Source organism: Streptomyces sp. NPDC044061 (assembly GCF_056434305.1).
The window spans coordinates 171902-178281 of the sequence record NZ_JBWKFL010000019.1 but is presented as its reverse complement, the minus strand read 5'-3'; the positions used below and the strand labels follow the sequence as shown (position 1 = coordinate 178281).

Genomic DNA, 6380 nt, shown 5'->3' with positions numbered 1-6380 from the left:
GGGAACGGGGGTGGGGTCCGCGGTTCGTGTTTGGGGGGGGGTCAAAACCGGGAGACGGGGAGAAGGGAGAGGGGGGGGGGGGGGGGGGGGGGCCCCCCCACCCCCCCCCCCCCCCCCCCTTCCGGCTGTCTGTCTACGTGCTCAGGAGCCCGACATGGCGCGCCCGAACATGGGGTCGTCCCCCGACTTCCCGATGTCCACGGAGGACGCGCCGAAGCTCACCGCGCCGGTGGCCGTGACTCCTCCGGTGGAGCCGCGCAGGACCCACACGGCGCCGTCGTCGCTGTTCTCGCCGGCCGCGCCCACCGACAGATCGGCGCGGCCGTCCTTGTTGTGGTCGGCGAGGTGGATGACGTCGCCGAACATGTCCGCCGACTCGTTGGCGCCCGGGACGCCCGAGGTGCCCTGGTTGAAGGACTGGGCGCCGCTCCCCGTCAGGCCGGAGGCACTGCCACGCAGCACCCAGACGTTGCCGGCGCCGGTCGCGGAGCCGATGGTCTCGAAGCTCGCGCCGACGGCGAGATCCGGGTAGCGGTCGCCGTTGACGTCGCCCGCGGCGAGTGCGCCACCGAACGAGTCGTCGGACTCGTCCGCTCCCGGCACACCCGCGGTGTCCTGGCTGAAGACGGCGCTGCGAGTGGTGTCGACGCCCGCCGTACCGCCGTAGAACACGGTGACGTAGCCGCCCTTCGCCGTCCGGTCCGTGACGGAGACGAAGTCGGAGCCCACGACCAGGTCGTCGTGCCCGTCGCGGTCGAAGTCGGCCACGGTGAGCGCGCCCGCGTACCCCGGGCCCGCCTCGGTCTGCAGCGTGGGCCCGGTCGAGGCGCCCCGGTAGACGAAGTTGCCCGCGGAGGACCCCACCACCAGGTCGTCCACCCCGTCGTTGTCGAAGTCCCCGGCGGCCAGCTGGACGGCGCCCCTGGGGAACGCGCCGGACTCGATCTGCGCGTCGAAGCGCAGCTTCCCGGCCGCGCCACCGGACTTGGTGAAGCCGCCCTTGAAGATCCACACGTCCTTGCCGGTGGAGCCGACCGCCAGATCGGCCCTCCCGTCACCGGTGAAGTCGCCGACCGCGAGGGACTGGCCGAACCGGTCGTGGCCCGACGCGTTCGGGTCGCTGATCGCCGTGCCACCCGACAGGCCGGACGAGCTGCCCCACAGGATCGTGACCGAACCACCGTCGACATCGCCGCTGACGTCCTCCAGCGGTGTGCCCACGACGAGATCGCCGTAGCCGTCGTTGTTGAGGTCGCCGTGCGCGAGTTCGGTGCCGAAGCGGTCGGAGGTCTCCGAGGTGCCCGGCACGCCGGAGGAACTCTGCGACGTCGTCTTGTGGCGTGCGGCGCTGATACCGCTCGACGAGCCGTAGTTGACGACCACGGCGCCCGCCTTCGCCTTCCCGCCCGCGACCGCACCCGGGGCGCCGATCGCCAGATCGCGGTACCCGTCACCGTTGAAGTCGTCGGCGAGGCCCGACGCGGCGGCACTGGCGCCGCCGGGCAGGGTGATGAGCAGGCCACCGGCCAGGGCGGCCGCGACGGCGGTGGCGCCCAGGACGACGGGACGCCGGGAGCGTTTGTGGTGGGGCCGGGACATGGGTTCCTCTCCAGGACATGGGCGCGGGCCCAGAGATGACCTCTGGTGAGCCTGAAGGGTTGTACGGGAAAGGAGAGGAGAGGGGAGGCAGCAGTACAGCAGCGAGGTACGGCAACCGCGTGAACCGCAGCTGCGGTACGGGAGTTGTCGATGTACGACGAGCACATGCGCGCTCTCCCGCGGAAACCGGCGATCTCGTCTGCCGAACCGATTGCGCCGAGTGTCGTTGATCAAGCCATGAAGAAGATGATGATCCCGGCTGCGGTCGTCGCCGTGGCAGCCTGCATGATGTTGTCCCCCTCCCACGCTCAGGCACAGACACTCGCCAACGGTGCAGGGGCCCGAGGCACGGACGATGAGCCGAACCCCCTGGGCAATCTGCTGCAGACGGGGCCGATCACGTTTCCGGAGTCCCTCTACCAACTGCTGCCGACCGATTGACCGTAGCCGCGGTGGTCTCCTCTACCCGCTGACGGGGAAGGCGAGTGGCAACCGGCGTCCACTCCGTGCGTCACGGGCTCCGGGAAGGACGTGCCACGAACTCCCGGGGCCCGATCGCGGGAACGCACTGTTTCAACGACGCCAATTCCTTGACGTCACGCGGCGGATGGCGCGCGGAACGGCGGTGATCGCTTCATCGTTCGAGGTGTCACACGTTTCACTGAAATGCCGACGACACAGCAGACACCACTCGCGCACGGCTTCTCCTTGATCAAGCCTGTGTCTTCTGCGAAGGAGACGCCACTGTGCGAATTTCTGACATTCAGCGCTGCGAGGTCCGGCCCGGACGGCTCGTCGAGTGGACGTTCAGCCCGGCGACCGTCGCGGCCGCAGCAGTGCTGCCGCCGGATCCGCGGCCGCCGGCATACATCCAAGAGTCGCACATCAGGACGGCGCGGTCGGTGCGCGAGGACGGACTGTTCGTGCCGACCTGGCTCGGTACAGCGTTCGACCTGCCGGGCCGGGCCGACCTCGACGCACTGGAACAGGCGCTGCGCGACTGGACGTTGCGCCACGAGACGCTGCGCAGCGGGTTCCGATGGGCCAGAGACGAGATGCAGCGGTTCACCCTCGTCGAGGACGACGTGACGCTCCACCGCGAGGTGGTCGGCGACTTCACCGACGAAGATGTGCTCATCCGATATCTGCAGGACCGTTTCGACGCCGCGGCGGACGCGCTCGGTTGGCCCAATCTCATTTACGCGGCGGTCGTCCGCGACGATTCCACCAGTGTGTACCTGGCCTTCGACCACACCAACGTCGACGCCTACTCCCTCCAGCGCATCCCCGACGAGATCCACGACCTCTACACGGCACGCTTCACGGGACGGCCGGTCGTCAGTGCACCCGTCGGCAGCTACGTCGACTTCTGCGAGCAGGAGCGGGCGAACGCGGACGCCGTCGACGACACACACACGATCGTCGCGCGCTGGCGGGAGTTCATCGGCCGGTGCGACGGAAGGCTTCCGGAGTTCCCCGTCGATCTCGGCCTGCGGCCCGGTGGCGATCTGCCCACTCAGAAGCTGGTGCGTGAGCCGCTCGTCGACGCCGACGCGGCCGCCGCGTTCGAGGCGTATTGCCGGCCCTACGGCGGCAGCCTGGTGGGCGTCCTGGCCGCGACCAGTCTGATCGTCCATGAGCTCGGCGGCCAACCGGTCTACCGCACGGTCGTGCCGTTCCACACCCGGCTGAAGTCCGCGTGGTCGGACTCCGTGGGCTGGTATGTCGGCGGCGCGCCGATCGAAGTACGGGCGACACGGGACTTCGACGGGGCGCTCGCCTCGGTCCGTGCCGAGTTGCAGGCCAATCGTTCACTGGCACGGATTCCACTGGCCCGGGTCCTGCGGCTGCTGGGTGCGGACTTCCGCCCCACGTCACCCGACATGTACTCGATCATCTCGTATGTGGACGCTCGCCTCATCCCCGGCGCGGCCCGCTGGGCCGAACAGAAGGCGTACGGACTGCTCCGTGTCTCGTACGGCGACCAGGTGTGCGCCTGGGTCAACCGGCTGCCCGAGGGACTGTGGATCGCCTGCCGCTACCCGGACACCGACGTCGCCCACAAGAACGTGCGCCTTTACGTCGAGGGGCTCAGGGACTTGATCCTCTCCGCGCCCGTCCGCAGCCGCCTCCATGTCGCGCAGGCGTCGTCGTCCTGATGCAACTCTCCTTGAGTACACCCAGGTTGACGCGAGCCGCACCGGATCTGACATACCGTCAGCTCGCGTCGCAGCGCGTCCCGCAGGGCAAACCGGCGTGCTGTGAAACCAGTTGGCGCCCACGAGTGGCTTTCCGGGCCCATGTTCCCCCGCGGACACGTACGAACGCTGTGGAACCCCCCGGTCCGCTACTGCTAGTGTCCGTCTGGTCACGGTAGGCAATCAGCCTTCATGTACAAGCGATGGAGAACCGAGGACCCATGCGTAAGTTTCAGCAGGTCGTGATCGCAGCAGCAGTGGCGGCCGGCGGCCTGTCCGCCATCGGCGCCGGCACCGCTGCCGCCGACACCTACGACAACGGACCGCAGGTGTCCGACCTCTACCGCCCCTACCAGGAGTGCAGCCCGCAGACGGTGGCCGAGGGCAACATCCCGGTCGGAGTGCTCGGCCTCGCCCAGACCCTGGACACCACCTGCGGTCAGTACAACAGCGCCCAGCACTACAGCGCCTTCACTCACTGAGGTCGACGGCGTCATCGTGGCGCCACTCGGCGCGGATCCGGGCGGGTCGGCCTCCAAGGGGCCGGCTACCCGGCCGGCCGCCCGAGTGTCACAGACCGCGCCCGGCGCGGCCGTCCGCAACGGACGATGCCCGGGCCTCCGCGAAAAGGACACATCACATGTTCAGCAGGAGAAAGATCGCGGCCGTCTCGGGGCTCGTCGCAGGCCTCGCCGTGGCGTCCGCCGGCGTCACACACGCGTACGCCGCAGGTGGCCCGGGAACCTGCACTCGGGACCTCCTGGGCAACGTCAGCTGTGTCCAGCACATCGAAGGCGTGATCCCCGAGGACGGCTTCATCCCCCACCAGGAGACCTGCATGCGGGTGCAGCCCGTGACGCTGCCGGCCGCCACGGGCAACGGCACGACGCGGTTCGGGCCCGAGGTGACCTGCTCGGCCGGGACATCCGAATCGCCGACAGAGGCCGACGGCGACCGGGAGCCGCTTGACCTGCTCCACTGAGCCTCGTACGGCCGAACCCTCCCGACGGCCCTCCTCACTCCGTGGCACGGCTCGCCGTGCGCCGACGCGACATGTGTGGTGTAGATCCCAAATCGCTACATACGGTGTGTATATGATCACCCTATGTAGTCGATCCAGGCGGCATGCCTGGGCAAGAAAGGGTTGCATCATGCGTAAGTTTCAGCGCGCTGCGGTCGTAGCGGCGGCGGTCGTGGGGCTGTCCGCCCTCGGCGCCGGCATCAGCTTCGCCGGTGAGGGCGACGTGCCCGTCATCGCCACCTCCAACTCGTCGGCCAACTCCCTGGCCGTCGGGCGTGATTACGTCCAGCCGCAGGAGGAGCAGGAGGGGCCCCAGTACTCCGAGCCCGCGAAGGGTCCCGAGCAGGGTCCCGACGAGCACCAGGGCGAGGAGCAGGGTTCCGGCGAGCACCAGGGCGACAACGACCAGGGCTACGGCCAGCAGCAGGGCGACGACGACCAGTAAAGACATACCGCGGTCTCATCCCCTCGGCGCCACCACGGGAGTTTCCTTCAGGAGCGCAGGAACCCGGCCTCCGGATTCCGCATCAGCTCCTCCGTGCACGATCTGTTGAGCGACAACCCGTGGTGAAAGTAGCCCGGACGCACCATGCGCGTCCGGGCTACGGCCGTCCCACCGTCGAACGCCAGGATCACCTTCTTTCCGCACCTCTCGGCCCGGGCGACACCGGTCAACGGCACAGACACACGCCCGAGCCCCTTCACCAAAGGAATGCAGCACATGTTCTCTTCGCAGAAGACTGCCGCCGTCGCGGCACTGGTCGGAGGTCTGGCCGCGATCTGCCTCGGCGCCGGACACGCGTACGCCGGGGGAAAGCCGGACCACTGCCACACCACCAAGCAGGGCGACTTCGTCTGCGTTCAAAAGAACGAGACGTTCATCGACAAGGACGGCACGCATGTCCTGAAGCAGGAGCAGAACTGCTCGATGGCCGACCGGCCGCGCGTGGACCTTCAGAACGACTCACTGCTGGAAGACGAATCCGCCAAGGACGGCACGACCATGGATTGCTCCAACACCGCCAAACTGCCTGCGGGGTTCAAGAAGCCGCACATCGGCCTCTGAGCGCCAACGGCAAAATGCTGGTCCGGGATCGTTCCCGGACCAGCATTTCGTTTCTGGCAGGCAGGCCTTCTGGGGAAATGGAATTCCCCGGTGCAGCGGGCGGAGCAGCTGCACCGGGGAAGGCTGTGTCCTACTTGCCGCCGAACGTGTTGTTGCAGCCCTGGTCGGAACCTTGGTCGGTCTGCTGGGCTCCCGAATTGCCCTCGCCGCCCAGCAGGTTGCCCCCGAGACCGTTGGCGAGGCCGAGCTCGCCGAGGATGTCGAGGTTGGTGTCGTGCGACCTGCACTTGGCGGTCTGCATGATGTTGAAGGTGTCGCCCTTGTCGCCCTTGCCGCCCTTGTGGCCCCAGCCCGTGTCGGCGTGGGCAGCGCCGGTGCCCAGGAGTCCGAGGCTTCCGAATGCGGCCACCAGGACGGCAGCCGTGCGGAGCTTACGCATGTCATCTCCGAAGTGAGGTGGATGCGATCTGTGAGAGATCGACTTTGTGCAGTGGTG

Annotated in this window: 8 protein-coding genes; 6 read left to right on the top strand and 2 right to left on the bottom strand. The window is 68.3% G+C overall.

Going from position 1 to position 6380, the window contains the following annotated elements; all coding sequences use genetic code 11:
* Window positions 1-141: 141 nt before the first annotated feature.
* Window positions 142-1599, bottom strand: coding sequence for an FG-GAP-like repeat-containing protein (locus tag AC07CM_RS29820; RefSeq protein WP_478879544.1), 1458 nt, complete (start codon window positions 1597-1599; stop codon window positions 142-144).
* A 150-nt stretch (window positions 1600-1749) separates the two neighbouring features.
* Here AC07CM_RS29820 and AC07CM_RS29815 point away from each other — a divergent pair, with 150 nt between their 5' ends.
* The 6 genes from AC07CM_RS29815 (at window position 1750) to AC07CM_RS29790 (ending at window position 5884) form a co-directional block, all read left to right on the top strand.
* A complete protein-coding gene (locus tag AC07CM_RS29815; protein WP_478879543.1) occupies window positions 1750-2040 on the top strand; it encodes a hypothetical protein in 291 nt (96 codons plus the stop codon).
* A gap of 305 nt (window positions 2041-2345) precedes the next feature.
* A complete protein-coding gene (locus tag AC07CM_RS29810; protein WP_478879542.1) occupies window positions 2346-3758 on the top strand; it encodes a condensation domain-containing protein in 1413 nt (470 codons plus the stop codon).
* 260 nt (window positions 3759-4018) lie between these two features.
* On the top strand, window positions 4019-4279 hold the full coding sequence (locus AC07CM_RS29805) for a hypothetical protein (protein WP_478879541.1): 261 nt from the start codon (window positions 4019-4021) through the stop codon (window positions 4277-4279).
* 158 nt (window positions 4280-4437) lie between these two features.
* Window positions 4438-4779: a hypothetical protein gene (locus tag AC07CM_RS29800; protein WP_478879540.1), complete on the top strand. Its 342-nt coding sequence runs from the start codon at window positions 4438-4440 to the stop codon at window positions 4777-4779.
* Window positions 4780-4948: 169 nt separating this feature from the next.
* Window positions 4949-5263 (top strand): hypothetical protein, encoded by a 315-nt coding sequence (locus AC07CM_RS29795; protein ID WP_478879539.1) that lies wholly within the window; start codon window positions 4949-4951, stop codon window positions 5261-5263.
* Window positions 5264-5539: 276 nt separating this feature from the next.
* On the top strand, window positions 5540-5884 hold the full coding sequence (locus AC07CM_RS29790) for a hypothetical protein (RefSeq protein ID WP_478879538.1): 345 nt from the start codon (window positions 5540-5542) through the stop codon (window positions 5882-5884).
* A gap of 130 nt (window positions 5885-6014) precedes the next feature.
* On the opposite strand, the gene AC07CM_RS29785 is transcribed toward AC07CM_RS29790, so the two are convergent.
* Window positions 6015-6323: a hypothetical protein gene (locus tag AC07CM_RS29785; RefSeq protein WP_478879537.1), complete on the bottom strand. Its 309-nt coding sequence runs from the start codon at window positions 6321-6323 to the stop codon at window positions 6015-6017.
* Between the last annotated feature and the right edge of the window lie 57 nt (window positions 6324-6380).

Excerpts from the sequence above, each read along its gene's own strand:
- AC07CM_RS29800 (WP_478879540.1), top strand. The coding sequence starts at position 4,438 with ATGTTCAGCAGGAGAAAGATCGCGGCCGTCTCGGGGCTCGTCGCAGGC.
- AC07CM_RS29805 (WP_478879541.1), top strand. The coding sequence starts at position 4,019 with ATGCGTAAGTTTCAGCAGGTCGTGATCGCAGCAGCAGTGGCGGCCGGC.
- AC07CM_RS29820 (WP_478879544.1), bottom strand. The coding sequence starts at position 1,599 with ATGTCCCGGCCCCACCACAAACGCTCCCGGCGTCCCGTCGTCCTGGGC.
- AC07CM_RS29785 (WP_478879537.1), bottom strand. The coding sequence starts at position 6,323 with ATGCGTAAGCTCCGCACGGCTGCCGTCCTGGTGGCCGCATTCGGAAGC.
- AC07CM_RS29795 (WP_478879539.1), top strand. The coding sequence starts at position 4,949 with ATGCGTAAGTTTCAGCGCGCTGCGGTCGTAGCGGCGGCGGTCGTGGGG.
- AC07CM_RS29790 (WP_478879538.1), top strand. The coding sequence starts at position 5,540 with ATGTTCTCTTCGCAGAAGACTGCCGCCGTCGCGGCACTGGTCGGAGGT.
- AC07CM_RS29815 (WP_478879543.1), top strand. The coding sequence starts at position 1,750 with ATGTACGACGAGCACATGCGCGCTCTCCCGCGGAAACCGGCGATCTCG.